The organism is Sphingopyxis sp. FD7, assembly GCF_003609835.1.
In the GTDB taxonomy this organism is placed as follows: Bacteria; Pseudomonadota; Alphaproteobacteria; order Sphingomonadales; family Sphingomonadaceae; genus Sphingopyxis.
The window spans coordinates 1,534,642-1,561,617 of sequence record NZ_AP017898.1; the positions used below are offsets into that span (position 1 = coordinate 1,534,642).

The window sequence follows — 26,976 nt, forward strand, 5'->3', positions numbered from 1 at the left end:
CGCATGATCGCAGATTATGTCAGATTTTCGCATCTGCTGGCCACCGATGAAGACTTGTGGCCCCAGAGACTTGACCGCGCAACCCGATTCTCCCCTTCGCCATAAGGCCAACGCCCTGGTCCCAGGTCGGTTCCCGGCGCCGCGCCGGGCCGCGTCGCGCGTGCCGGATCAGCTGTCGGCGCCGAACAGGTCGCGGCTGTACACCTTGTCCACAACATCGGCGAGTTCGTCAGTGATGCGGTTCGCGATGATGACGTCGGCTTCGGCCTTGAAGGCATCGAGGTCGCGGATCACGCGCGAGTTGAACAGCCGGTCCTCCTCGATCAGCGGCTCATAGACGATCACCTCGATCCCCTTGGCCTTCACGCGCTTCATCACGCCAAGGATGCTGCTGGCGCGGAAATTGTCCGAGCCCGCCTTCATCGCAAGGCGGTGGATCCCGACGACGCGCGGGTTCCGTTTGATGACCTCCGACGCCACAAAATCCTTGCGCGTCGTGTTCGACGAAACGATCGCCTGGATCAGATTCTGCGGCACGTCCTTGTAATTGGCGAGCATCTGCTTTGTGTCCTTCGGCAGGCAATAGCCGCCATAGCCAAAGGACGGATTGTTGTAGAAACTGCCGATCCTGGGGTCGAGGCACACGCCCTCGATCACCTGCCGCGGATCGACGCCGTGCGCGGCCGCATAGGTGTCGAGCTCGTTGAAGAAGGCGACGCGCATCGCAAGATAGGTGTTCGCGAACAGCTTGATCGCCTCGGCCTCGGTATTGCCCGTCTGGAGGATCGCCGTATCGGGCTTCAGCGACCCCTCGAGCAGCAGCCGCGCGAAATCGGCGGCGCGGGGATGCGTATTGCCGACGATGATCCGCGACGGGTAAAGATTGTCATGCAGCGCGCGCCCTTCGCGCAGGAACTCGGGCGAAAAGACGATGTCGTTGCTGCCGTGCTCGGCGCGCATCCGTTCGGTGAAGCCCACCGGGACGGTCGATTTGACGACGATCAGCGCGCCGGGCGCCAGCTTCAGCGCATCGGCGACGACGCTTTCGACGCTGCTCGTGTTGAAATAATTGGTGTCGGGGTCATAGTCGGTCGGGGTCGCGACGATCACGAAGTCCGCACCGGCATAGGCCGCCTGCCTGTCGATCGTCGCGACGAGATTCAGCGGCCTGTTCGCCAGATAATCCTCGATTTCGGGATCGACGATCGGCGATCGGCGCGCGTTGATGAGCTCGACCTTGCGCGCGTCGATGTCGAGCGCGGCGACCGCATTATGCTGCGCCAGCAGCACCGCGTTCGAAATGCCGACATAGCCCGTGCCGACGACGGCGATCTTCACGGGCGACTCCTGTTCTGCTGTCAATGGCTTATCCTTTGGCCGATGCGGCGCCGTCCGTAGCAACGGCCCCGCGATCGCTCAATGCCTCATGTGCCGCAGAAGGTCGTATAGGGCGCCGCGTCGGCGGGCGCGGGTTCGGCGAAGCGTTCCAGCCCCGACCTTGGCGCGAACGGATGGCGCACGACCTCGAGCAGTTCGAGCCAGGGGGCAAGGTCGCCCCCCTCGGCCGCCTCGAGCGTCGCCTCGACAAGATGGTTGCGCGGGATATAGAGCGGGTTCACGCCATCCATCGCGTCGGCAAGCTCGAGCGGATTGGCGGCGCCTCGTTCGATGCGCCGCCACCAGGCGGCGATCCACGGCGCCATCGCATCGGGCGCTGGCAGCAGCGCCTGCATCGTCGCCCCGTCGCCGCGGAGCAGCATCGCGAGTGCACGAAAGAAGGAGGTGAAGTCGACGCTGAGCTTTTCCAGCTCGTCGAACAGGCCGTCGATGAGTTCGGCATCGTCGCCCGCGCCCTCGGCAAGACCCAGCTTCTGCCGCACATGCGCGTGCCACCGGCTCCGAAACTTTGCCGGAATCGCATCGACGAGCGCCTTCGCCGCATCGACGTCGGACGGCGAAACGCGGTGGATCGCGGGCAACAGCGCTTCGGCAAAACGCGCCATGTTCCAGTGCATGATCTGCGGCTGGCGGCCATAGGCGTAGCGGCCGTTCGCGTCGATCGAACTGAACACCGTATTCGCGGCAAAACGGTCCATGAAGGCGCAGGGGCCATAATCGATCGTCTCGCCGCTGATCGCGACATTGTCGGTGTTCATCACGCCGTGGATGAAGCCCACGCCCAGCCAGCGCGCGATGAGGTCGCATTGCAAGTCGATCACCCGGTCGAGCAGCGCGAGGTGCGGATTGGGCGCATCGGCCAGATCGGGGAAGTGCCGCCTGATGCTATAGTCCGATAGCTGGATCACATGATCGGCGCCGAAATGCGCGGCAAAGAACTGGAAGGTGCCGACGCGGATATGGCTGCTCGCGACGCGCGTGAGCACCGCGCCCGGATGCGCCCGTTCGCGCTGCACGCGCTCGCCCGTTGCCACCGCGGCGAGCGCCCGCGTCGTCGGCACCCCCATCGCCGCCATCGCCTCGGACACAAGGAACTCGCGCAGCACCGGACCGATCGCCGCCTTGCCATCGCCGTTGCGCGAGAATGCCGTCGGCCCCGATCCCTTGAGCTGGATGTCGAAGCGCGCGCCATCGGGCGCGACGATCTCGCCGAGCAGCAATGCGCGCCCGTCGCCCAGCTGCGGCGAAAAATGGCCGAACTGATGCCCAGCATAGGCGAGCGCGATGGGGGCGGCGCCCTTGGGAATATCCTGCCCCGAAAACAGCCGCGCAAGCTCGTCTGCATCGGCTCCATCTCGATCGAAACCAAGCCTTTCGGCCAGCCGATCGTTGAACGCGAGAAGCCGGGGCGCCGATGGCCTTAGGGCTTCGGCGGGCGCATAGAAGCCTTGCATGGCGGCATGAAAACTATTCTCGAACGCAAAATCCATTGCCACCGCTCCAGAATCACAGATTGAACGGCGACCATCTGTTTGCAAGCCCCTGCGGCGCAGATGGGCATGCGGATCCGCGTATCCACTTCTTGCTTTCCTGGAGTGCCCAGCCGGTTGCCGCACCAAGCTTGCCCTTATCCAAACAACGCGCCGTCCAATCTGTCGGCCACCGGGCATCAAAACCGGCTGGGCGGCGCTTCATGTGAATCCCTGCATTGCCCAGCCCGGATATCGCCCGGCTTCCGTCGACGAAGAACTATAATCTGGTCAAATCGCGACGCTGGACAAACTCGATTTTTCCGTTCTTGCCACGCGAATAAATTAGAGGTTGCTCAATGACGGCCGCCTTGGCTCCTGCGCCGATCCGAAAGGCGAATTCTTGCGTCGAATCCTTTGCAACGCCTTTCAATCCGAACTCGCCGCGAACGATACGGCAGCGCCTTGATGTTCCCAGGTGGATCCCCGCCGCATCCCTGAAGGCAGTATCTCGACCATTGCCGTATACACGAGCGCCTTCGATGACGATATCTTCCGGCGGAAAAATGGGGTGATGCACCAGAATACCCTCGTGCGCGCAATCGTAACAGGCGACATTTTCGATTCGAACACCAAACGCCCGTTCATCCACCAGAATGCCTTCGCGGAATCGCGAGAGATCGGCGTTACGAATGAAGCCGCCCCGTATCTGCAGAGCGCGGCCACCCGCACTATTCGCTCCGATTCCCGGGCCGGATCCTGATACCCCATCGAAGACGACGTCGCATTCCACCAGCGGATCGACCATATTATCATAGCCGTCAGCCATGGCCCGGCCGATATTGTCCGCATATCCACGAAGTTCAAAGACCTGACCGGTCGCGCTGCTTCCAATGCGGCAATTTTCAAACCTGATGCGCTTGCCCAGCAGATGGCGATCCCGGGGCAACACAAACTCCGCGCCGAGATCGCCAACCTCATGCACATATGCCTGATAAGTTACGCTTTCGGCATAACAATCCGCGACCGTGACCGAATGGGCGCCCGATATCCGAACACAAAAGCTGCCCCGATCGGTACCGATTGATGGCGCCGTCAATGCGCCGACCCGAATATTCTTGATGACTCCATGGCGCGAAGGGATGACATATGCCGTCCCCTCCAGATAGGCTCTCTTGTTCATCGTCTGGGTGTGCGCGCTGTCAAGCGCCGAAATCGGTCCGATATGTCCCCAATCGACATGAACGGCGCCATACATCCGGTCTGACGACGGGACCTCGATATTCTCGATCCGATAGTGGCTGCAACCAATGATCTGGATCGCCGGCGCACCAAGGTGCCCTCCGTCTCCATCCGGCACCCACTTATCGCTCTGGATCCGAAGGTCGTATACTTCAAAATCATGGGGATCATTATCGGGATTGGGACGGGCAATCTCATTGGGATCTCCCAGGCGGCATCCTGCCGACACGCCGCAATGCGCGGCTCCCTGAAGCCCGGGCTGGCCGGTCGAAACGACCTTCACCCTCCCGCCGAACAGCGCCGAACGACTTCGCATCCTGAACGCGCTATGGTTGCCGCTGTCGAAGCACCCGATGACCGACGATCCGCGCAGGTCGAGCCGAACATCTTCCTTCACGATCAGATCCGACGAGATCTTGTAAACTCTTCCCGGATCAAGACGAACCGTTCCACCGCCGATCGAGGCCGCGAAATCAATGGCGGCCTGAATTGCTGATCCGTCGTCAGACCCGCGACCGAGCCGTTCGTCCCAATCACCTGCCGCGCCAAAACGACCGGCGACGATGACTGGCGGCTCCGAACCGAACGCATGGACGAAAAGCGTCGATCCCGCACTCAGCACATTCGATAAAAAATGCCTTCTCAGGATCGTCACGCATCCGTCCCGCGTTGCCTGCATCCAAAAAAATCCGGCCAGCACGCAACCGGTCGAATATGCTATCGGGCGTCGGCGATTGCGAACGGCAACGCGCGGTCCGCACGAGCCGATTGAGCTTCGCACGGACACCACATCGGACGCCTCCCCGTTCTCAAACAGGCCATGTTCACGCCACGACGGTCACGGAAGCGCAACGCCCGATCGGTCTGCAACACCCAAGCTTAGATATCCAGTTTTTTGCGGAAATAGGCAATCGTGCGGTCAAGACCTTCATCGAGATCGACGGCAGGCTCCCAGCCCAACTGCGCCTTCGCTCGGCCAATGTCGGGTTGACGCTGCAATGGGTCATCCTGAGGCAGGGGCTGACGAACGAGCTTCGAGCTGCCGCCAACCTTGGACAATATCTTCTCCGCAAGTTCGAGAATGGTGAACTCTGCCGGATTCCCGATGTTTATCGGCCCGTGCACCTCCGGCCCCGCATCCATGAAGGCAACGAATGCCGAGATCAGATCGTCGACGTAACAGAAGGAACGGGTCTGCGAGCCGTCTCCGTAGATGGTGATTTCTTCGCCGTGCAGCGCCTGAACGATGAAATTGGACACAACGCGACCGTCGGACGCGTGCATCCGGGGACCATAAGTGTTGAATATGCGCGCGACCTTGATGTCCAGTTGATGTTGGCGATGATAATCGAAGAACAGTGTTTCGGCGCAACGCTTGCCTTCGTCGTAGCAACTGCGAATACCGATCGGGTTGACATTGCCCCAATAGCTCTCCTGCTGCGGGTGCATCGTCGGGTCACCATAGACCTCGCTCGTCGACGCCTGGAAGATCGGCACCTTCAGCCGCTTGGCCAGGCCCAGCATATTGATCGCACCGTGAACGCTCGTTTTCGTCGTCTGGACGGGATCATGCTGGTAGTGGATCGGCGAGGCGGGACATGCCAGATTGAAGATTGCGTCGACCTCCACGAACAGCGGGAAGCAAACATCGTGGCGCATGAACTCGAACAACGGATTGCCAGCCAGATGGTCAAGATTGCTCTTGTCACCCGTGAACAGATTATCGACGCAAAGCACCTCGTCACCGCGGGCCAGCAGGCGGTCGATGAGGTGTGAGCCCAGAAAGCCGGCTCCACCGGTGACCAATACGCGCCTACGTCCAAATTTCATTTTCTGCACAACAAGCTCCCAGCGAGATTGGCGGCTCTCTATGCCATGCCCCCAAACCTGTCCAGCGCAAGGGTTGCAACTTGCTGCAATGGCGCGGCGATTTGTGCGGACCACATGGACAGGTCGTCGAAACTACATTAGGGGTCACCGCCCGTCCGGCGGCGTTCCGGCGAACGAGCCTTTAACGAAACACCGATATCCTGCTGGAGCGACTGTGAGTTACGCCGACAAACGCCGCAGAATCGGCCTTATCGTCGACCATCCGACGCGCGACCTGCCTGGCATGGTATTGCTGGGCTTTCATTTGGCGCAACACGACATAGAGACAGTGCTGATTCCCATGTATCAGCAGGGCATCGACGTGCCGATCCTCGATCTCGATGCGCTGGTGATGAACTTCGCGCGCCCGGTGAACCTGCCGCTTGCGAGGCAGTATCACGCGCTGGGAACCCGGCTCTTCGTGCTGGATACGGAGGGCGGTGTGCTGTCAAGCGAAGGCAGGGCATCGCCCGAAGCAATCGCCGACTACACCGCAACGAGCGGTTTTTCGGACCTGTTGTCAGGCTATTTCTTCTGGGGTGAACGGCTTCGCGATGCCTTTGACAGGGCTGCCGTCCTGCCAACGGACCGGCTTTTCCTGACCGGCTGTCCCCGCTTCGATTTCTACACTGGCGTTCTGCGCGAATGTAGCCCGCCGAAGCGACGCGGTCACATATTGATCAACACCAACTTCCCCATGGCCAATCCGCGCTTCGTCGACGGGCGTGGCGACGATCGCGCGGCGCTCCGCGAACTCGGCTTCTCCACGAACTATATCGACGAACTGCTCTCGGAAAACCGTCGGATAATGAAGGCGATCATCACCCTTGTCGACGATCTTGCTCGCGACCTGCCGGAAACACAAATTGTCCTGCGCCCACATCCTTTCGAGAGGTTAGAGACCTATCGCTCGCATTTTTCCGGCCACGGCAATATCGTGGTCGATGGCGACGGCCCGGTTCTCGAGGCATTGAACGGCGCCCGAGCACTTGTCCACCTCAATTGCGGTACAGCTATCGAAGCACTGATGTCTCACGTTGCACCGCTGGCGCCTGACTGGATCAACAGCGATTTTATGCGTCGACACGTCGAACTTCCTACGCGCGCCAGTCATCTGGTGGGCTCCTACGCGGAAATGCTGGACATTCTTCGATCCGATGCGCCAGCCCGCGACGTCGATCTCGACGGGCTGTACCGCCGCGTTGCCCATCCTTATTTTCACCATAACGACGGCAGGGCCGCGGAGCGCGTCGCCGCAATCCTCGCCCAGAAGGTCGACGGATCGGGCGAAAGCCATCGAAGCCTGAGGATGGCGTTGAATGGTTCGCATCCGCGCCCTAGCCTCTGGCAAAAGGTCCAGGCACTTGCCGGTAATCTGGCGGGCACAGCGATCGTGCGCGATGTGCGCGCACGATCGCGGCCATCACGCAGAGCCAAGATATTCCGCGCGCAGAACGTCCAGCCGCTGATCGAGCGATTGAGCGCCCTGCTCGGCCATTCCGGACCGCGTGTTGCAAGCGCCTCCCATCCCATCACTGGGCTTCCGCTCGCCAGCATCGTCATGACTCCGAGGGCAAAGTGCTGACAACAATCGCCTTTGTTTTCGCTGCGCTGTTCCTCTTCCTGCTCTGGAAGAAGCAGCGACACGTTTTTTTCGCCGCATTCTTCATTCTTTTTGGGCTGATCTATCGCATCATCGACGTCACCTATCTCGACCTCTTTGGCCCAGTGTATGCGATCGAACTCGAACGCTATGTCGGCGGCAATGGGGCGGCGCCCGCATTCATACTTTCCTGCTTCGCGTTCCTGTTACCGCTGGCCTTGCTGCTTCGCCGGGACCGGCTGGTCCGCGACATCGCAGGGCGGCAGACAGAGACGACCTATCACATCATCATTCGCAAGGCGGCGTTTGTCGGCCTTAGCGCGCTGATTCTCTTCCTTTATGTCGATATGCTGCGGATCGGAACTATCCCGCTTTTTTCGGGTATGGACCGTCTCGAATATAGTCGGGTTGCGGGCTATCTCCACGGTCCGGCTTATGAAATGAACTTCCTGATCAGCGCGACGATCGGTGTATTTGCCTTTCTGCCACGCCTTTTCGGCAAACAATATTCCCTGAGCTGTATCGGCTTGATGATCGCCCTGCTCTGCTATTGGGCGCTGACGGGGAATCGCTTTTCGCCTTTTTTCGTCACGCTCAGTTTTTTCTTCATTCCCTATGCCGCCATAGTGGCCCTGGAAAGTGCAGGCACCATCCGCCGCGAAACGACAAAAAGCGTATGGAGCGTCCTTATATCGTCGCGCGTCCTGTTGTTGTTGGGAGGCGTCGCGGCCAGTGTCGCGATCGTCGGCCTGCTGTTCAACAGCTATTATGACGTTCGCAATTATGCCGATCCCTTCTTCCACATAAAGCAGCGCATACTTGTTCAGCCGATCCAGATATGGGCGTCGACCTGGGACACCATCCGTTTCGGCCTTACCGAACGGGTGAACTGGCTGGCGATTGATCAAGTGCTGATTAATCCGGCGCGGCCGGAAGGCAACACGACCATTTATTACCTTATGGAACGAGAACTTGGCTTTTTTCGCGCAGAAGAATTGATCGATGCGGGGCAGCAGTATGCAGGTGGCTACCCTGAGATATTTTTCTTGTTATTTGGCGTTCTTTCGGCAATTCCACTGATGCTCATTTTTGGCATAACAACGGTTCTTGCCCTGTATTGCGCGGTCAGATCATTCGGCCAGGGACGCCCTTTGACCTGCATTATGGCGCTCTATGTCTTTTATGGGTTCAGCTTATGCTACATCGGCGGCATGTTGAACTTCATCATCGCGCCGACCTTTCTGGTCAAATTCACGCTGCTGTGGGTCATCTGGGCGATGGAAAAATATTTCATCGCGCGCGAGCCGCTGTCGGTCCGCGGTTGGCCGTTGACAGGACGAACGCCCCGTCCACGACGGCCTTCTCTTTTCTAGTTGGCGATCACATGGAAACTGTTCCGATTATCACCACTCTTGCTGAGTATCAGACCCGATTCTGGCTGCTCGTCGGCGACGATCTGCGTGAGCGTGGTTTCGCGCCGCATTTCATTTCGTTCGACGACCGGTCGTGTGACATGTTGAACAACAGTGGCTTTGCAGTCACTGCGGCGAATGACGTCGCCGAGCCGCCGGTGGACCGATTGGACGCGACGCTGGACAGCGTGCAAGTCACCAACCTTGCCTATTGGACCTCGCACGAACGTTTCGCGTTCGGGCGGGCGGATGACGAGGCGATGAAAGTAAAACTCGCGCGTAGCATCATCGCGGCGCAGTCGGCCATCGCCGACGCGCAAGGACGTGGTCAGCCGGTCATGGTGCAGGAGGTCGGCGGCTTTCTTTCGGTGGTTGGATCGTGGTTTGCCGCGCGCAGCGCCGGGATTCGCCACTTTTTTATCGAGCCGAGCTTTTTTCGGGGTCGGTTGCTGTTCCGTGAGGGCGATTTCGCTGCTCCCGTAATTCCCGCTGATGCGTGCGCGCCTCATGGAGCCGATTTTTCGGAATATCTTCGGAGAACGCTGGAAGATGGGCAGATCGTCATTCCGAAGAAGGATGCTCACCATTATAGCGCGGCGTGGAAAAAGGTGGTCAACCTCAGAAACGCGAGGCGTTTCGCCGAAAAGGCGTATGACAAATATATTCTCGGAAAGCGGCAGGAGTTCGGCTTCATCGGGCAGCATGCCGCGACGCATGTGAAAGCCCTGGTGAACTCCCGCAAGCTTGCGGGCCACTACACGTCGCTCGACGTTATGGGCGATTTTCTCTATTTCCCCTTGCACGTGCCCGGTGACATCGCACTGACACTTCGGTCGCCCGAATATCTCGATCAACTGGCGCTGGTGGACTATATTTGCCGCAACCTTCCCGACGGGATGCGTCTGGCCATCAAGGAACACCCTGCAATGGTCGGCATGATGCAGCCGGACCGGCTCAAGGCCATGCTTCGGCGCTACCCGCGCCTGGCACTGATTGATCCCGGAACCAATAATTATGCGGTTATGAGGCGCGCCAGAGGGATTGTGACGATCAACAGCAAGACGGGTGCGGAAGCCGGCTTGATCGGTTTGCCCGTTATCGTGCTCGGCGACGCATTTTACCGCGAAGCGCCCTTCGCACATGCGCTGGACAACCTCGTCGAACTGCCCGGCGCGCTGCAGAAACTGGTCAATGGCGAGGATCGCCGTTCCAGCGATGCCGCCCGCCTCGACTGGTTCGCAGGCGCCTGGGAACTCAGCAAGCCTGGCGAACTCTATGTCACCGGCGCAGATGAGGTGCGCACATTTACCGACACGCTGGCGTCATATCTTCGTTGCTGAACAGGCGCGATTGCAAAGACTATTTCTGGGTGAAGCAAGGCATCAATGTCCGATAATCTCGTTTCGATCATCACACCGGCTTACAGGGCCGCACAGATTATTCCGGAGACGATTCGCTCGGTTCAGTCGCAGACCCATAGCGAGTGGGAAATGCTGATCGCCGAGGATTGCGGCCCCGATGAAACGCGCGAAGTCGTGCGCGAGTTTGCTCGCGCGGACTCCCGGGTCAAACTGCTCGAAATGCCTGCAAACGGAGGGCCCGCCGCCGCCCGCAATCTAGCCCTTTCGGCCGCCAAGGGCCGATGGCTTGCCTTTCTCGACAGCGACGACCTCTGGCTCCCCGAAAAACTGGAGCGACAACTGGCCTTTCATCGCGGCCGTGAAGATGCCGTTATCAGCTTTACTGGTTTCCGTCGCATCAGCGCGGACGGCTCCGAGACGGGTCGCTACATCGGCGTACCGCCCGTCATGGGTTATAAAGCGTTGCTGGGAAACACGGCGATCGCCACCTCGACGGTGATCGTGGACCGTCGCCAATCGGGCGAGTTCACGATGAAGAAGACCTATTATGACGATTTCGCGTGCTGGCTGGCATTGCTGCGTGAGGGGAAGTTTGCGATCGGGCTCGACCAGGATCTGATGCGCTATCGTGTCATGGCGCAGTCCGTAAGCCGGAACAAGGGCAATAGCGCCAAGCAGGTTTGGCTCGCCTATCGGAACATCGAGAAGCTGTCACTGTTCGCCGCAGCATGGTATTTTGCGCAATATTCGGCGCGCGCCTTTCTCAAGTATCGGACGTTCTGATCGGACGATCGGCGTCATGGAGTAAGGAATGCCCGTTCGATCTCGTCCGCCGCATTATCAACCCTGAAGAAGGTGCGGGTTGGCTCCGGAAAGACGCGAGGCGGAGCGAAATATGTTGCGGTATACATCAGCCGCTCATGCCCCGCAGCGACTCGGCTACCCATGTGTAGGCAGCGCGACGTTTCGACCATGAAGCACGTGAGACGCGGGCCGAGAATCTCCCGCCTCGCGTCGATGATGTTGACCGCCCTCGGCATTTGGTCGTCGCGGCGGTGACTCTTGAATGAAAAGCCGATCCTGTCTGAACAGGGACCAGGAAGGAATGAGAAGGGCCCATCTTCGACAGTGTTCACGTCGGTCAGATAAACGAACAATTTTATCACCTTCACGTCGTCATGGTCTCGGTGCCAGAGCTGTGAATAGGTCGGCTCCCCCACCATCGGCGCCGAATGGGTGACGGTGACATAATCAAGACGGGGAACCACGCCGAACAATCGTGTCACAAGACGTATTATTTCGTCCTGCAACGCAAACTGCGCGTAGAAATGGCCGGACGGCAACTGACCATTTTCCATCGCACGCTCGACAAGATGCGACCACAAGCCGCTCTTGGTGTCAGCAAAAATCCTCTCTGACGCCTTTTCCGCAGCAATGAGGTCATCGGTGACATCCCGCAAACGGGACCTCTGCACCTCGGGAATATAGTCACCCAACATCACAAAGCCGTCACGCTCAAAATCAATCGCTATCCGTTCGGTACGCTCGTCGACAGGTAATTGTCGGGCGAGGCGCATCCGACGGGGAAGATCGCCTTGTCCGGCCAGTTGCATGACCGCTTTGACGCCGTGCTTGAGCGGCGACCTATTGACATGCCAGAGCAATCTTTTCGACAGTGACGCCATAGTCCGCTCCTTCCTTCGCAATAAATTGCACATCCACCTTATGTATTCACGCAGTCCTGACCCGCAGCAGTGACCAAAGGCGCTTAAAAACCCGGACACGCTGGTCGGGCTTGATCATCAGGGCAATCAGCGCCGCCGTCCACACCGTGCTGGCGCCGCCCAGGATCAGGACCAGATCGATCAAGCCAGGCTCGGGAACAGATGCACGACATAGAAGAGCCACGCCAAGCGAGCTGACAAAGATGATCGATAGCCATCTGAACAGGCCGGAACCAATCGCCAGCTCGCGGCGGATCAGATTGATCTGGAAAGGATAAATGACGAACATGCTGGCCACCTGTCCGATCACGAAGCTCCATGGCGAAACGAACGGCAGCAGCGCCAGCGACACACCTATTTGCAGAATGATTTGTATCGTTGCCAAACGATTCAGTCGTTTAACCGCAGCATGGTTCGCAAGCAGCATCGAACCGCCAAAGCTTGTCGAAACACTCAGCAGGGGCACGAACAGCATCAGGCTCAGCCAGTACCAGTAGGGCTCGATCGCGCGTCCAAGCCAATGGTGGATGATCGGCTCGGCAAAAGCCATGGCCATGATCGTCACCGGCGCAAACAGCACAAATGCGGTCAACGTCCCCACGAGTCCGAGTTTTGATACGGCTCCAGCCTCGTCACCGGCCTGTAGGCGCGCCGCAAGCGGCACGACCGTGCTGCTGGTAAGGGCGAAGATCGACTTGGCGAACCGCGGAATCCGGACGATTGCATCGAAAAGGCCGACTGCCGCCGGTCCGACAAGCAGACCGAGCAGAGGCGAGGCCATTTGCGTCTGCACGACTCCGAGAATCTTGTTCGAGAGCATCGTCCTGGACCAGGCGAAGATGTCCTGACGCACCGATCGGTCATATTGTGCAAGCCGAAGGCTGTTTGCGCGGCAGAGGCCAAAGGCAAAAAAGGTCGCCATCGCGGCGCGTAACGTGACACTCGACAAGAAGGCCAGGCAAATGGCGTTCGCACCATAACCGCCATCCACAAGCATCAGCGTCGCACCCCCAAACGTCAGTGCGGACGCAACTTCGCAACTGCGCAACTGTCCAAAATTTTCAAAACCCTTGATGATGCCTTCTGCGATGAGCGAAAGGAACAGAAAGGGAAGCAGTGCGGCGGTAATCCTCAATACACTCGCAAAACCGTTCTGCTGAGCGGAGGGGATCGACAGCCAGCCCGAAATATGTCCGGCGGCCAGGGCGATCGCGCAGGCAGCCACAATGGAAGTCGCGAGCGAAATGATGCAGAGCACGGCGATGCCCTGACCCGCCGTCGGCCAACTCCCCTTTGCGCGGGCGGTTGCAACCAGGCGGGTGGCATTCTCGCCAACGCCAAGATCGAGGAATCCGAAGGCCGCGCTTGGAAGAAATATCCGCGCCAGAATAATCTGCCCATAGCCCGCTACACCATAGGCGGCGATCAGGACTGGCGCGAGCAGTAGCCCGACCAGGCTCACGATGAAGTAGGCGATGCCAGTCAGGGCAACGTTACGGGCCAGAGCAGCAAACATTGTCCGATGAGCGTCAAGCGACCCGAGGGGCCAGACTTGCCCGCGCGACCGCCGCACGAAGCGCCTCGGCGACCCTGTCGACCTGTGTCGCCGTCATATTGGAGCCGGAGGGCAGGCACAAACCACGCGCAAAAATATCGGCTGCAACATCGCGATTGCCCCCGGCTGTCACATAACGACAACCAGCGAAGATCGGTTGCATGTGCATGGGCTTCCAAACATGTCGCGCCTCGATGTCGAGCCTAGCAAGCTCTGCGATCAGGTCGCCTGGATTCAATCCGTCAGCCAGCGTTGCCGTGGTCAACCATCGATTGGATCGACTTCCTTCAAACTCGGGCATCCAGACAAGACTCTCAACATCCGCCAAGGCCTCGCGGTAGCGATCGAAAACGGCGCGGCGCGCGGCAACACGTTCTTCCAGTCGCACAATCTGACCCCGGCCGATTCCTGCCAGGACATTGCTCATCCGGTAATTGAAGCCCAGTTCGACATGCTCGTACCAGGGAACATTCTCGCGTGCCTGCGTCGCCAGCTTGCGCGCGTGCTCCGTGATCGCCGGATCATCGGCGACCAACATTCCGCCGCCCGATGTCGTGATGATCTTGTTGCCGTTGAAACTGAAAATGCCGATACGGCCGAAGCTGCCGCACGACCGTCCCCGAAGGCTCGATCCGAGTGACTCAGCGGCATCCTCGATCACCGGCACAGCGTATCGATCGCAAATTGGCAGGAGGCGGTCATAATCAGCCGGCTGACCATACAGGTCGACGATGATGACGGCCTTGGGCATATGGCCTTCGCGCCGACATTGATCGAGCGCTTTCTCCAGCGCAACCGGACACATGTTCCAGCTGCCATCTTCGGCGTCGACAAAAATGGGTTCGGCTGCTTGATAGAGGATAGGGTTGGCGCTTGCTGCAAAGGTCAGCGACGAGCAAATTACCCGGTCTCCGGGCCCAACTCCGAGCAGAATGAGCGCCAAATGGATCGCCGCGGTTCCCGACGACAAAGCCGCCGCGCTCGCAACGCCAGTGACAGCTGCAACCTCGCGCTCGAACGCATCGACATTGGGTCCCAACGGCGCAATCCAGTTGGATTCAAAGGCTTCACGAACAAAGTCCATTTCATCGCCGCTCATATGCGGGGCAGACAGAAAAATCCGCGCGGCGAGGTCACGGCGCAGATACAGTCCGGCAACCTGTCCGGCCTCGTCCAGCAGCGGAAGTTGGTCGATTGAATGCCGGTCCATCAGCGCAAGCGCGGCTTCGCCGCCGAGGCCGTCGGGGGCGGTGATTGATGGAGAGTCGCGCACATCGTCAATCGGTGAATCGAGCGTCCGGCCAGCAATCAGCAGTCGCCGGACGTCGCCGTCGGTCACGGTCTGGAGGAACCGTCCGGACGCATCGACATGAAACAGAACGCCAAAACCCGTTTCATTCAGACGACCCAGCGCGTCGCGCAGGGTCATGCCGCTTTGCAGAAGCAGATTGGCGACTTCTCGGCGAGGAACACTCACAACAGGAACTCGTCAAGCCGTCGGCGTTCGGTCGCGGGGTTGCCGAGCCACAGACTGTTAGCAGGGACATCCTTGGTCAGCGTGCTCCCCATCCCGATCATGCACCCCTGCCCCAGCGTCAACCCCTGCCTTATGCTGGTCCCCGTTCCGATCTCGACCCCGGCACCTGCCGTGACGCCGCCCGAGCAGGCAACGAGCGGCGCGAGGGTACTGAAATCGCCCAGGTCTGTATCGTGCCCGACAGTGGTGTTCAGGTTGACGATCACATGCCGCCCGATGCGTATCTGCGTCGTGATCGACACATTCGCGCAGATGAGACTGCCGTCGCCGATCGACACATAGTCGGACAATGCTGCACTGCGGTGCACCACGGTACCGAACCGGGGATTTCCGGTCTCCATCATGCGGCGCACGACGGCCTGTCTTGAACGCGGAGCGCCGATGGCCACAAGGAAATGATGATCGGCGAAGCGGTGCCAGTCATCGACTCGGCCAAGCACCGGAACGTCGCAGACCGACCGCCCCTGCAAGGCATCATCATCGTCCAGAAAACCCGTCACATCCCATCCCTCGCGCGATTCGCGCGCGGCCCAGAGCGCCTCGCGCCCAAGGCCTCCTGTTGCGACTATGATGATTTTCGATTCAGCCATTGATGGCCCCCTAATATGAATTGATCTTCATCCGCAGAGCGGGATCGGAAAAGTCGGTCTTTTCCAGTATTTCGCAAATCCTGACGTCGGCATGCGGTTCGCCATAAACATTGCGCAACCCTTGCGGATCAAAAGTGATCGCCTTCCTTATCGCTCGACCGATCGCATCGCTTTCGGGTGGGGCGTCGAAGACATTCGCGCTGCGTAACCTGCCAGCCTGCCTTTCGCCAACGTTGACGACGGGCGTTCCGAATGTCGCTGCCTCAACGATACCGCTGGACGAATTGCCGATCAGGAAGCGGCATTCGGCAAGCAGTGCCAGATAATCCGCCCTCGGCACATGATCGATCATCGTGAGCCGCCCCGCATCCTGCATCGACTCAATCTCGTTGCGAATTGCCGTAGTGCCATGATCGGCGTTCGGCATCAGCGCCACGCATCTGAACGGATGTTCCGCCAGCGCGTCAAAAATGGCTCGCCATTGCACTCCCGCTTCGGCGGCTTGCTGAACGACAGGGTGAAAAAGGAGCAGAACAAACGGCTCGTCGTCCTTGACGCCATAACGATTCCGAACCGTCACGGCAGTCGCACGATCCGGCGCCACCAGACCGACAAGCCCTGGGGCGCCGACATCGAATATCCGGTCGGGATCCTCGCCCATGCGAATCAGACGCTGGCGCGAATCGTCGTTCGACACACAATGGATATGCGCCAGTTTGGAAATGGAGTGACGGATGGATTCGTCGACCGAGCCCGATCTGTCACCCCCCGCAACATGAACGATCGGCACATCTGCAAAGAGCGCAGCCGTCGCCGCGCCGAGCATCTCGCCACGGTCGCCCAGCAACAAAAGCGCTTCGCAACAATTTTCCGCCAGATAATCGGCAACGCCGCAGGTGATGAGGCCGGTCGACAGGCCCATGCCGTGACCGCTGTCATCGTCGATCGGGACCGGAATCGTCCGTTCGACTGCGAGACCGGAAGCTCTGACCTCCCGCTCGGTGCGACCGAACCGGTCCGACAGATGCATTCCCGTGACGATCAGTCGCAGCTCCAGGCGCGGCGATTGGTCGATCGCCCGGAGTGTGGGCAGCATCAGGCCAAAATCGGCCCGCGTCCCGGTCAGATAGACGATGCGTTTCGATCCGGTCACCCGACGTCGTCCTGACACAGCTTGCTGCCCCGCGGGATGTCGCGCGTCGCCGTGCGCTCGAAAAGCCAGTCCGCTCGTTCAGGGCCGATACCGTCACCGGGACGCAGGAAGGCGATGGTCGCAGCGGTCAGCCTGTCCCCCTTTTTGATATCGATCAGTGCGAAAGCACTGCGGCGAACCAGGGTGCGCGTCGGAATCTCGATCGGCACGGGGCGCTTAACGCCGTCGCCGAGCGCAAGTTCGACATTACGAATGGCGTCGATCATCGCGCGCAACTGCGGGGGTTCCAGCGACGCCGCATGATCGGGGCCGTGATCTCGGCTGTTTTCCGTAAAATGCTTTTCAATCACCGTTGCGCCGCGCGCGACCGCTGCAACCGCAATCTCTGTTCCCAGGCTATGATCCGAATAGCCGACCGGCAGGTCGAGTTCCGCGGCCAGTGTGTCCATTGCGCGCAGGTTCACACTCGCCGCCGGAGCCGGATATTCGGATGTGCAGTGCAGAACAACCAGGTCTCCCGGCGAAGCTGACACACCCGCCGCGCCTTGCGCCGCGCGAATCCAGTCCACGGCCCGGACGACCTCGGCGAGCTCGGCCATGCCCGTCGACAGGATGATCGGACAGCCGACGCTTGCGACCTTGTCGATCAGCGGCTTGTTCACAATCTCGCCGGAGGCGATCTTGATCCTCTGCATCCCTAGGCCGAGCAGCATGTCGACCGCCCAAGGCGCGAAGGGCGTCGACATGAACTCGATCCCCCGCTCGGCGCAATGACGCGCGATCCGTTCATGCGCGGCATCGTCCAGTTCGAGTGCCCGGATCATCTCATATTGCGTGCCCGCACCGGTTTGACGCTGTTGATACGCCGCCTTCTGCGCATCGGGGGTGACGACTTCATCGGTTCGAAATGTCTGGAACTTGACCGCATCGGCTCCTGCGTCGGCGGCGATGTCGACCAGGCGCAACGCCTTGTCGAGCGATCCGTCGTGGTTTACGCCAGCCTCCCCGATAACGAATGTCCGCCCGCCGGAACCTTCGCCGCTCACCATGCCGTCAATCCTCCATCAACCACGATATTCTGGCCATTGATATAAGAGGCACCGTCGCTGGCGAGAAACAGCATGGCGTCCGCGATCTCTTCGGCTTTCGCCATGCGCCCCATCGGCACACGCGCCGAATAGCGACCCACGAACGTCTCATTCTGACCGCTGAACACGCCACCGGGTGTCACGGCATTCACCCGCACGCCCTTTGAACCCCAATAAGTGGCGAGATATTTGGTGAGGCCCCAAAGACCCGCCTTCGCCGCGCTATAGACCGCAGGTGAATTGATCGCACGCCCCTCATACTCCGCGCCTTCGTAAATGCGCTGGTCGGGCGCAACGATGCCGTAAATCGAAAGCGTATTGACGATTGTTCCCCGGCCTCGCGCCGCCATGAGCGAGCCGAAATGCTGACAGCATAGCATTGCCGTCGTCAGGTTTGTCGCCATCACTTCATTCCACTCGTCCAGCGGGAAATGCTCGAAGGGCGCAAAGATGTTCTTCGATTTGCCGGCGACATTGTTGAACAACGCGTCGACCGGGCCATGTCTAGCCTCGACACTCGCAGCCAGCTCGGCCACCTGGATGGGGTCGGTCAAATCGCAGGGCATGGCGAATGCGGCGGCCTTGTCCTCCTGCAGCGCGTCTCGCGCGGCCCCCAAGGCCCGCTCGCAGCGGTCGACCATCACCAGGCGCGCGCCACCGCGGACGAACCGTTCCGCCGCGACACGCCCGATGATGCCGCCCGCGCCAGTCAGCACGACGAGTTTTCCCGACAACGGACGATCCTTCATCACTGGCCCGCCCTTTCCCGCATCAAAAGTTCGACGAGTTTGAAGTCCAGCTCGGAATCGATGTCGATAGACCTTTCGCGCGGCATGACATGAAGCCTTGGCTCGCTGTCCCAAAGGACGGTGCCGAGCGCATGACGTTTCCACACATAGATCGACGCATTCATCGCATAAACCGGCGGCGCCGCCTGACGTGCGACCACATGGCCCGATTCCGACCGCTTCGAAAGCCGGGCAATCCCGGCTTCGTCAACCTCAACCATATTGAAATAAGGGTTTTTTTCAGCCTCGAAAGCCGTAATCACCGCTTCGGCGCCCGCATCGACGAGATCGAGACAAGCGTCAATATCGCAGGACAGCCGCAGGGGCGACGTCGGGTCCAGATCGACAATCTGGTTCACGCCATACCCACCCGCCTCGACATGTTCGACAAGATGCCGGATGACCGGAATCTTTCCGGCCGTATCGGTCGCCAACTCAGCCGGACGCAGATAAGGAACGGTGGCCCCCGCCGCCCGAGCAATATCGGCAATCGCTTCGCTGTCGGTCGACACAAAAACATGATCGATGCGCGAATGCGCCAACGCCATTTCGATCGTATGGACAATCAACGGCTTGCCTAGCAGCGGGCGGATATTCTTTCCCGGCACGCCGCGCGACCCTCCGCGCGCACAAATCGTACAGATGGTGCTCAATTCCCGTCCCCGCCCTGATCGACAAATGCGTGCGCTGCGATAGCGAGCCGGGTGGCCTTCAAACCCTCGTGCAGCGGCAACCGCGTCATGCCCCGCCCATGCGCCGCATCGAGCAGTTCCGCAAGCTCAAGCCGATAGGCCGCATCAGCCGACACGGTGCCGACAACCCTCTGCTCTTCGCCGCTGGGACCGTGCAAGGCGAGCGTGGCAGTACGGAAATCGAGAATCGCCGTCGCTTCCTCGCCAATGACGCGGATCTCGCGCCGCGGCGTGCGCGACACATAGTCAAGCGCGACCTCGATCGGCAATCCGTCGGCCGCGCGCAGATGGAGCAGCGCGACGTCCTCGCTTGTGATGTGAAGCGAGCTTCGCTGGTCCCGCACGGCGTGCAACAACGTGCAATCTCCGAAGAACATCACCGCCAGGTCGATTTCGTGGACAAGATCAAAAATCACACCGCCCCCACGCTTCCGCGAGGCCGAATAGGATGTGCGATAATCGCTGCCGGGGCGCCAGTCGGGTAGATATTGGCCGCATTCGAAGCGGGCACGGATCAGCCTTCCGAGCTGACCTTCATCGAGCCAGCTTTTGAGGCGGGCCACCAGGTCGGTGAACCGCAGAACACAGCCCACCTGCGTTGGAGGCAGATCAACGCGTCGCAATCCTTCCAGATAGGCGCAATCCTCCGCGCGGATCACGACCGGCTTTTCGACGAACGTCGGAATCCCCGCGGCAAGGAGTCCCGGCAGCGTATCGAAATGGCGGTCCGACGGCGACGCGACGATCGCCATGGTAGGGCGCCATTCGATTGCCCGGTCCAGCGCCCCGAACACATGAGCGTGCATCATCGACGAGAAATCGTCGACCCTGGCCTCGTGACGAAGAAACGCCAGCCTCCCACCCGGGACCAGGCCTTTCAGGTTTGCGACATGCCGCCGACCGATCGATCCTGTCCCGATGACAAGAAATCGCGGGGAATCGGCGTCCTTCAAAACCATTGTTCGAGGCGGTCCAGCGCCTGCCAGAACCCCGCGCCGTCATCCTTGTGCCCTTGCCAAATCTCTGGAATAAAGCCGGCATCGGGCGCCGTTTCGCGCAGGACGTCGGCGACCATGGCGAAATCGACGGTGCCGTCGCCGATCTGAAGGCCTTCGCCGTCGATACCCGCAGCGTCGACGATATGAATGTGGCGCGTGTACGGTCCGACTTGCCGCAGCAGTTCCTGAAAACTGGTCTTGAGATGGGTTGCCGCCAGAGCCGAGTGCGATACGTCAAGGCAGACCCGATACCCATGTTTCGAGCAGAAGCCGACAATGTCCTCGGCCGACAGGAACAGGTTGTGATACCGTTGCCCGCCAAAATGCCAGGGATAGGGCGGCATCGTCTGGGGTATGATCTCCACCCCGTTGCTGTCCAGCCGCGACAGCGCATCGGCGATACGGTCATACATCGCCGGTCGCTTCTCCGCGGCGATCGGACCGTCTGCGGAGAAGCCGCCTGCGTTGATAATGATCGGCGGACGGCCGGATTTTGTGAAATGAGATTTCAGCGCCCGCGTGATGTCGATCACGCGCTGCAACTCATCCATCGAACGCTGGCGATAGACTTGATCCTCCGAGCAGAGATCCATGATATGGTCGCCGGCAAACAGTTCGGGGCTATGCACGACGAGCGCGACAGCGAATTGCTGGCCATCTAGAATCTTGCCGGGGTCAAGCTCCATATCCTTGTAGCTCAGATGAAACTCGACAAGGTCGAGATTGGTGGCGTCAACCAGCTTGCGCAGGTCGTGGTATCGCACGGGAACACCGAAAGGACGATCGAACCGATATTCGCGCGCCTTGGCCACCGCATCCACCAGGTCGCTCTGAAAGAAAAAATCGCCCTCGATCATGTCGCGCTTCGCCGTTCGCCCGACCAGTTCGCTGCGGAAATATGGTTGCAACCCCTGCCCAGGACTACGGATCTGGACATCCTCGTCGGCAATGAGCTGACCGGCCCTGATCGGCCGCGAGGCAACCAGGCTTTTGGCCAGAACTTCGCGGTTCATCATCTCGCCCTGCGTGATTCCGCGCGCGCCGCCATAGCCCATGGCTTCCTCGACCTCCCGGATGGCGCGCACCATCGCCGCGAATTCGTCGGGCAGCAGGCTGACCCGATGATCATTCCCTTCCATTCCCCGATCGACGGTGAAATGCTTCTCGATGACCTTTGCCCCCATCGCCACGGCTGCGACGGGAACGGAATAGCCGCGCTCGTGCCCCGAATAGCCGACAACCCCGCCCGAAAGTTTCTGCAGTCGTTGAATATAGGCCAGGTTGATATCCTTGAACGGCGCCGGATAGGTCGAGTTGCAGTGCAGCAGCACATAGGGTGCGGTGTGACGCTTCAACACGGCAATCGCACTTTCGATCTCGCCCTGCGTCGACATGCCGGTCGAACAGATCAGCGTCTTCCCGGTCCGGGCCATGGCGCTCAACAATGGGTGGTTGGTCAAATCAGCCGACGCCAGTTTATAGGCCGGCATGCCATAAGCCTCCAGCCGGGCCAGGCTCGCTTCGTCCCAGGGGGTGCAGAGCGGCTGGATGCCCAGTTCCCGGCAATAGTCGAACACTTGCAACAATTCATCGACAGGCAGTTGAAAGCGCGACAGCAGGTCCAGCGTATATTGGGCGCCCAGGTCCGCGCTTGCGTCATCGGAATCGCCCTCGTTGCGGTAAAGGCTCGACATGTCACGCATCTGAAACTTTGCGCAGTCGGCCCCCGCCTCGACCGCAAGCTCGACCAGACGCTTCGCCAGTTCGATGCTGCCGTTGTGATTATTGCCGATTTCGGCGATGATATAGGACGGACTGTCCGGGCCGATTGACCGGTCGCCGATCCGGACAACAGGCCGCCCCTTGAACGCGACGGCGCGCAGATGGTGCTGTCCATCGACGATGGGAACGAAGGTCACCCTTTCGGAAAATAGGTCGTTCACCTCATCATCGCTGGCTCCGTCGCGCGCCGCGACAAACTGTTTGTTCGCCACCATCGCCGCGCTGACGCTGAAATCGAACCGGCCGCCATCGACGAGCCAGCGGCGCACGTCGCCGTCCGTCAACACCGCTTCGAGCTTTCCCGACGCCGAAACGCACAGGACGAATCCGCGCTGGTTGACGCTGATCTTGCGAAGAGCCGATACAATATCTTCTTCGGCAAAGATGATCAGCGGCGCAATATTCCGTTCGATAATCACTTGGAGAGTTCCTGTTTCATCAGCGCTTCGACGATCTCGAAGTCGATTTCGGAGTCGATTTCCCAGCCTTCGCATTCACGCATGCGGTAGAGGGCGATACGCCCCGCCAAGCGGTTGCGTTTTTCCAGGAGAATGTCCCTTTTTGTCAAATATAAGGAGCCAGTTTCGCGATAATGACGATCTGATTCGACAATATCCTGACGTCGTGGGCGATTTGTGTAGTCATAGGATGCACGGACCGGATCTGCCTGCCAAAAAAAGGCGTGGCTTTCGACGACGCCAAGCAGACTGTCGGCATTATCCGCCGCGAAGGCACGGAGCGCCCCGTCGATCGTTCCCGGCAAACGAAGTGGCGACGTCGGCTGCAGCAACAGGATCGTTTCGTACCGCCTCCTCCTGATCGCCTCCATCCGCTCAACCGCATGCAGCATGACGGGTTCGGTCGGGGCCGTGTCGGTCGCCAGTTCGGCCGGACGCAGAAATGGCACGTCGGCGCCAAAGGACCGCGCAACATCGGCTATGTCCTCGGCGTCGGTCGACACAAGGACGTCGGACACACCCTTCGCCGCCAGCGCCTGCTCGATGCTCCAGGCAATCAGCGGCTTTCCGGCCAGCAACCGCAGATTCTTTCCCGGGACGCCCTTTGAACCGCCGCGGGCCGGAATGATCGCCAGGACCGACATCAGTTTCCGGGAGCGGCGGCCGACGCCGGTTCGCGCGACAATGAGAAGGAGTCGAGCAACGCCGTGGCCGAGTCAAGCTCGGCCCCGACACCAAGAATGAGCCACTGGTAACTGCACCCCGTCGTCGGCACGCGGTAATCGAAACGCATCCTGCCCTGCCGCAATGGCAGGCTGAGCGACGCGCCCTGGCTTTCCTGATTGCCCTGGAGACACAGCATATTGAACGTCAATCGCCCTTCGGTCGATTCGACTTCACGGACACGCAGGGCAAAGCGGTAGCTGCCGGGAGGCGACCGCATCAGAATCCGCGCGACCTCTCCCTGGCGCCCCGGGCTCGCAAAAATATCCACTTCGCGTTCGGCGAGTTCACGGCCACCGGCGTCATAATTTTCGGTCAACTGCCAATCAATCGGCCTGAAGGTACCCCGGCCGATGTGCGCAACGGTCTGACGGGCGGGAGAATAGACGTCATAGACCTCGAACGCGGCGGGATATTCGCGCGCGCCTACGAGAATGTCGATCAACTGCTGCCCATAGCCTGGCGCGCGCGCCGTCGAACGCGCCGGGATCGCCGAAACGATGTCGGCAACACGCGGTGCAAAGGCTGGATTGTCGATACCGTAGCGAACCAGACGCTCGATCCACAGCGGATTCCTCGCCACACGACGCTTGATCTGCGCACGTGCATCGGGATCGCTCGACGCTTGCAGAATGATCGGCAGGACAAGATCGTCGGCCTTCACGGAAACGGTGAGCGCACGATCAAGATCGGCAAGTCCGGCGTCGGGTCTATTGTCGAGAAACTTCATCTCGGCCGACTGCACGCCGGCGAGCACGTCGCGGCGCGACACCTGCAAGGCAAGGTCGAGCAGGCGTCTCCGCTTCATCCGGTCCTTTTCAAGAAAAGCCAGTTGGCGGAGCGCCGCGCTGTTGAGTGCCGATTGCGACAGCCCGTCGAGCGCAAGTTTTCGTATCGGCGCCGCTTTTTCCGCAGGCAGGGATGGCCCGACGCGACTCAGCAGAGCGGTCATCCGCGTAGCCAGTTCGGCATCGCGCCCTCCGGCCTCGCGAAACTTTTCCTGGGCCACCGCCGCTATCAGCTTGTCGGCGACATCGGTTGGAGCCGTACTGTGCCAGGGCACGATGGCCATTGTGACGAAAGGCCGCTGGCCCGAAAAAATGAGCGCGAACGAGAAAGCCGCTGCATAAAGGGCGAGCAGCCCCCCCGCCGCCAGCACGACCAGTCGACCCACGCCAAGCGATCTCCATGAAACAGCGCGCAGTCCGGCCATCGGGTCAGCCCCTGGCCGGTTCGGCGTCGACGCCCCGGCTCGCATACTCATAGGAATAGGCATAACCATAGCCATATTCCGAATCGCGCTTGTCGAGCTTGGTCAAGATGACACCGATCAGCGGTGCGCCCGCCGAGCGCAGTCGCGATAGCGCCGAATTGATGCCGCGGAGCGGAACGCGGCCGGCTTCGATCACCACCACCACCGCTTCCACCGTCCGGCTGAGCAGCGGCGCATCGGCCAGTCCGATGATCGGCGCCGAATCGACGATCACATGATCATAATGTTTCTCGAGGGTGCGCACGAAGTCAGCCATCCGATCGCCGCTCAGCAACTCCGCCGCACTCGGCACCGATGGCCCTGCGGGAATGAAGTCGAAATTCGGCATCACTTCCCTGATGAGCGGACGATAATCATCCTCGCCCGCAAGATAGTTGCTGACACCCCGATCGCGCTTCACCCCGATATGCTTGTGCAGCGATGGTTTGCGCATGTCCACGTCGATCAGGATTACCTTCTTGCCGATCCGCGCGAGCACGGTGGCGAGCGACAACGACGATATGCTCTTGCCCTCCGCCGGCTGCGAACTGACGACCATCAGCGACCGCGGGATACCGTGCGAGGTCGAGAAGGCGAGGCTCGACTTGATCGCAAAATAGGCTTCCAACACGTTCGATTTCGGATCGCGGATCGCTTCGGTGATCACCACATCCTCTTCGATCTTGGGCACGCTGCCCAGCAACGGCAGTCCCAACTGGTCGGGGATACGCGACGGGTCGCTGACGCCTTCCTGCGACTGTTCCAGGATGAAAACCAGCACAAGCGCCGCAATCGATCCCAGCACAAGCGCGATGAACAGGTTGACGAGCAATTTTGGCGACGACGGCAGACGCGGCGGTTCGGCGCGGTCGATGACGGCGATATTGTTCGCCGACACGCCCGCCACCCCGATTTCCTTATAGCGTTGCAGCAATGCGTCATAAAGCTGCCGGTTGGTGTCGGCCTCGCGCTGATAGATGTTGTATTGGATGGCGTCGCGGCGCTGATCGAGCACCTGGCTCGACAGTGTGGCCACGCGCGCTTTCAGATTGTCCTCGCGTTCCACCGCTGCGCGATAATCCTCGCGGGCCTCACGCGCGATGCGCTGTTCCTCGCGCGCGATCGACTGGTCCAACTCATCGATGCGTCGCTGCAGCGCCAAGGCTACGGGATAGCCTGGATCGAACTGTTGCATCAGTTGCGCATATTCGGCGGCATCCTTCGCACGCTGTTCGCGCAGTCGCGAAAGCGTGTCGTTGGTCCGCACCGCGCCGACTGCCCGGGTTCGCGATTCCATAAGGACACGATCGGCCGTCGCCTTCACCAATTCGCTGTTCAGCGAACTCAGGCTGTCGGCCGCGAGCGTCCGTTCGCGAATCTGCGCCGTTCCGCTTCCGCCGCCATTTTCGTTGCTCCCGATCGTGACGATGTTGCGGCTCGACGCAAAATCGACCAGCGCACGTTCCGAATCTTCGACGCGCTGCCGCAGTTCGGCAAGGCGGCGCTCAAGGAAACTGCGCGCCTCGGCCGTCGAATCGAACTTTCGGGCGATACTTTGCGCGATGAACTCATTGGCCCAGGCGTTGGCGATCTGCGCGGAGATTTCCGGATCATAGGACGAATAGCTGACGTCGACGAGCGCCGACCCCCTGGTCGGGCTGATCACAACATTCTCAAGGAGCGTATCGACGGTAATGCGCAATCGCTCGCTCGATCCGCGCGACGGCCGAGCCGCCCCGGCCTCGGCGCCCGGAAAATCGGACATGTCAATGCCATGCGCAGCCCAGAAATTCTCGTTCGTCTCAAGGCGCAGACGCTTGGCAACACGCTCCGCCAGCGAACGCGCTTCCATCAGCGAATATTGCGTCTGATAAAACTCAAGATTGCGGCCCGTCGCTTCAGAATCGACGCCGGCAACATTCGTGATATTCTTCTGCTCGCGGCTGATTTCGATCTCTGTCGTCGCCGTATAGACGGGGCGCATCAGCAGCGTCACGACGAGCGCGAGAATCAGCGCACTGCAAATCGTCGACGCGATCCACCATTTCCGCCGCTTGAAAATATGCAGATATTCGATGACGATCGGCTTGAGGGAGCCTTGCGGCTGACCGGCGACCGGCTCCTCTCCGGCAAGGGTTGTCAGCGGTCGCGGCGAGGGACGCGAAGTTTCGATATGGTTCATAATACCTGATCTGCATGAAACGAAAGAAATGAAACGCGCCCCGCATCGCGCCATCGGGCGGTCGTTCGGCACCCTGTATGCGGACCCGCTCGTCGCGGGA

21 protein-coding genes are annotated in these 26,976 nt (G+C 60.2%); 4 read left to right on the plus strand and 17 right to left on the minus strand.

The window, feature by feature from the left end; translation table 11 throughout:
• Positions 1-168: 168 nt before the first annotated feature.
• From SPYCA_RS07190 to SPYCA_RS07205, 4 genes are all read right to left on the minus strand, one after another.
• Entirely contained in the window at positions 169-1,338 is a 1,170-nt protein-coding gene (locus SPYCA_RS07190) for a nucleotide sugar dehydrogenase (protein WP_120219578.1), read from the minus strand.
• Between the two features lie 86 nt (positions 1,339-1,424).
• Positions 1,425-2,888, minus strand: coding sequence for a protein adenylyltransferase SelO (locus tag SPYCA_RS07195; RefSeq protein WP_120219579.1), 1,464 nt, complete (start codon positions 2,886-2,888; stop codon positions 1,425-1,427).
• A gap of 259 nt (positions 2,889-3,147) precedes the next feature.
• Positions 3,148-4,764, minus strand: a complete 1,617-nt coding sequence (locus tag SPYCA_RS07200; RefSeq protein WP_146625096.1) for a hypothetical protein — start codon at positions 4,762-4,764, stop codon at positions 3,148-3,150.
• Between the two features lie 224 nt (positions 4,765-4,988).
• Positions 4,989-5,939, minus strand: coding sequence for a UDP-glucuronic acid decarboxylase family protein (locus tag SPYCA_RS07205; RefSeq protein WP_120219581.1), 951 nt, complete (start codon positions 5,937-5,939; stop codon positions 4,989-4,991).
• Positions 5,940-6,153: 214 nt separating this feature from the next.
• Here SPYCA_RS07205 and SPYCA_RS07210 point away from each other — a divergent pair, with 214 nt between their 5' ends.
• From SPYCA_RS07210 to SPYCA_RS07220, 4 genes are read left to right on the plus strand one after another with little or no spacing between them, the layout of a single operon-like run.
• A complete protein-coding gene (locus SPYCA_RS07210) occupies positions 6,154-7,563 on the plus strand; it encodes a surface carbohydrate biosynthesis protein (protein ID WP_172594996.1) in 1,410 nt (469 codons plus the stop codon).
• Positions 7,557-8,954 (plus strand): DUF6418 domain-containing protein, encoded by a 1,398-nt coding sequence (locus tag SPYCA_RS19235; RefSeq protein WP_172594997.1) that lies wholly within the window; start codon positions 7,557-7,559, stop codon positions 8,952-8,954. The genes SPYCA_RS07210 and SPYCA_RS19235 overlap by 7 nt, the downstream gene beginning before the upstream one ends.
• 11 nt (positions 8,955-8,965) lie before the next feature.
• Positions 8,966-10,333 carry a capsular polysaccharide export protein, LipB/KpsS family gene (locus SPYCA_RS07215; RefSeq protein ID WP_172594998.1) on the plus strand — a complete coding sequence of 456 codons (1,368 nt, stop codon included), beginning with the start codon at positions 8,966-8,968 and terminating at the stop codon, positions 10,331-10,333.
• A 45-nt stretch (positions 10,334-10,378) separates the two neighbouring features.
• Positions 10,379-11,137: a glycosyltransferase family 2 protein gene (locus SPYCA_RS07220; RefSeq protein WP_120219583.1), complete on the plus strand. Its 759-nt coding sequence runs from the start codon at positions 10,379-10,381 to the stop codon at positions 11,135-11,137.
• 14 nt (positions 11,138-11,151) lie between these two features.
• Here the strand turns inward: SPYCA_RS07220 and SPYCA_RS07225 are convergent, their stop codons facing one another.
• From SPYCA_RS07225 to SPYCA_RS07285, 13 genes are read right to left on the minus strand one after another with little or no spacing between them, the layout of a single operon-like run.
• Entirely contained in the window at positions 11,152-12,039 is an 888-nt protein-coding gene (locus tag SPYCA_RS07225; protein ID WP_120219584.1) for a hypothetical protein, read from the minus strand.
• 46 nt (positions 12,040-12,085) lie between these two features.
• A complete protein-coding gene (locus SPYCA_RS07230; RefSeq protein ID WP_120219585.1) occupies positions 12,086-13,594 on the minus strand; it encodes a lipopolysaccharide biosynthesis protein in 1,509 nt (502 codons plus the stop codon).
• Between the two features lie 13 nt (positions 13,595-13,607).
• A complete protein-coding gene (locus tag SPYCA_RS07235) occupies positions 13,608-15,062 on the minus strand; it encodes an aminotransferase class I/II-fold pyridoxal phosphate-dependent enzyme (RefSeq protein WP_269462441.1) in 1,455 nt (484 codons plus the stop codon).
• 44 nt (positions 15,063-15,106) lie between these two features.
• On the minus strand, positions 15,107-15,760 hold the full coding sequence (locus tag SPYCA_RS07240; protein WP_120219586.1) for an acetyltransferase: 654 nt from the start codon (positions 15,758-15,760) through the stop codon (positions 15,107-15,109).
• Between the two features lie 10 nt (positions 15,761-15,770).
• Positions 15,771-16,931 (minus strand): UDP-N-acetylglucosamine 2-epimerase, encoded by a 1,161-nt coding sequence (neuC, locus tag SPYCA_RS07245; protein ID WP_331852521.1) that lies wholly within the window; start codon positions 16,929-16,931, stop codon positions 15,771-15,773.
• Complete coding sequence (gene neuB, locus SPYCA_RS07250; RefSeq protein WP_120219588.1) at positions 16,910-17,962, minus strand: N-acetylneuraminate synthase; 1,053 nt, start codon at positions 17,960-17,962, stop codon at positions 16,910-16,912. The genes neuC and neuB overlap by 22 nt, the downstream gene beginning before the upstream one ends.
• Positions 17,956-18,750 carry an SDR family oxidoreductase gene (locus SPYCA_RS07255; protein ID WP_172594999.1) on the minus strand — a complete coding sequence of 265 codons (795 nt, stop codon included), beginning with the start codon at positions 18,748-18,750 and terminating at the stop codon, positions 17,956-17,958. The genes neuB and SPYCA_RS07255 overlap by 7 nt, the downstream gene beginning before the upstream one ends.
• A complete protein-coding gene (locus SPYCA_RS07260; RefSeq protein ID WP_120219590.1) occupies positions 18,750-19,442 on the minus strand; it encodes an acylneuraminate cytidylyltransferase family protein in 693 nt (230 codons plus the stop codon). Before SPYCA_RS07260 ends, SPYCA_RS07255 begins: the two co-directional genes overlap by 1 nt.
• Complete coding sequence (locus SPYCA_RS07265; protein WP_120219591.1) at positions 19,439-20,440, minus strand: Gfo/Idh/MocA family protein; 1,002 nt, start codon at positions 20,438-20,440, stop codon at positions 19,439-19,441. The genes SPYCA_RS07260 and SPYCA_RS07265 overlap by 4 nt, the downstream gene beginning before the upstream one ends.
• Entirely contained in the window at positions 20,431-22,680 is a 2,250-nt protein-coding gene (locus SPYCA_RS07270; RefSeq protein WP_120219592.1) for an N-acetylneuraminate synthase family protein, read from the minus strand. Before SPYCA_RS07270 ends, SPYCA_RS07265 begins: the two co-directional genes overlap by 10 nt.
• Positions 22,677-23,363: an acylneuraminate cytidylyltransferase family protein gene (locus tag SPYCA_RS07275; protein WP_120219593.1), complete on the minus strand. Its 687-nt coding sequence runs from the start codon at positions 23,361-23,363 to the stop codon at positions 22,677-22,679. Before SPYCA_RS07275 ends, SPYCA_RS07270 begins: the two co-directional genes overlap by 4 nt.
• A complete protein-coding gene (locus tag SPYCA_RS07280; RefSeq protein WP_146625098.1) occupies positions 23,363-24,616 on the minus strand; it encodes a hypothetical protein in 1,254 nt (417 codons plus the stop codon). Before SPYCA_RS07280 ends, SPYCA_RS07275 begins: the two co-directional genes overlap by 1 nt.
• 43 nt (positions 24,617-24,659) lie before the next feature.
• Positions 24,660-26,876, minus strand: a complete 2,217-nt coding sequence (locus SPYCA_RS07285) for a GumC family protein (protein WP_120219595.1) — start codon at positions 26,874-26,876, stop codon at positions 24,660-24,662.
• Positions 26,877-26,976 lie beyond the last annotated feature (100 nt).